Consider the following 585-nt stretch of genomic DNA (forward strand, 5'->3'; position numbering starts at 1 on the left):
AATTAAGTTTTTCACTTGGTACGGGTGTATGGCGCAGTCAATCTGCACTTGCTATTGGAGCTGGTTATATGTCTGAAGATGGAAATATTCGCTCTAGTCTATCTGTGACAAGTGCCGGAGGGCGCTGGGGTGTAGGTGTAGGATTAAGCTTAACTCTAAATTAATAAAATTCACTACGATTATTTTCAAAAACGCTCCTGTCTATACAAGACAGGGGCGAAAAGAGTTACACGATTAAAAGAACGACTCCCATAAATAACAATGCCAGCATTAATGTTGAAAATAAAAAAAGAGAAAATGTCTGAAGAGTGGTGTGTTTTACGCAAATTTGACAGAAGTCGTGGAGGGGGCTAGTTGGTTGTTACATGACAGTACGCAGCGGATTAAGAAAGTTTTTGATGATACGAAAAAATATGTAGATAAATATTTTTCTGAATCCAAGGATAATGCGATGAGTAATGGTGTTAACGAGTCGAAATCCTAAACCGATATAAAATTTGAAACGTTTAGTTATGATATTAAGAGCGTACGGAAAGAGGCAAGGCAAGCAGCCGCCGTTGGTCTAGCAGTATCCAACCTACGTTA

General features: G+C 38.8%; 2 protein-coding genes. Both read left to right on the plus strand.

The window, feature by feature from the left end; all coding sequences use genetic code 11:
- Window positions 1–164: YadA-like family protein (locus tag ACFINS_RS11060; protein ID WP_375706300.1), on the plus strand; the 164-nt coding region annotated here is incomplete at its 5' end.
- A 149-nt stretch (window positions 165–313) separates the two neighbouring features.
- The gene (locus ACFINS_RS11065) at window positions 314–484 is read left to right on the plus strand and encodes a hypothetical protein (protein ID WP_375706299.1); all 171 of its coding nucleotides are present in this window, start codon (window positions 314–316) and stop codon (window positions 482–484) included.
- Window positions 485–585 lie beyond the last annotated feature (101 nt).

The organism is Bartonella sp. AA2SXKL, assembly GCF_042197205.1.
In the GTDB taxonomy this organism is placed as follows: domain Bacteria; phylum Pseudomonadota; class Alphaproteobacteria; order Rhizobiales; family Rhizobiaceae; genus Bartonella.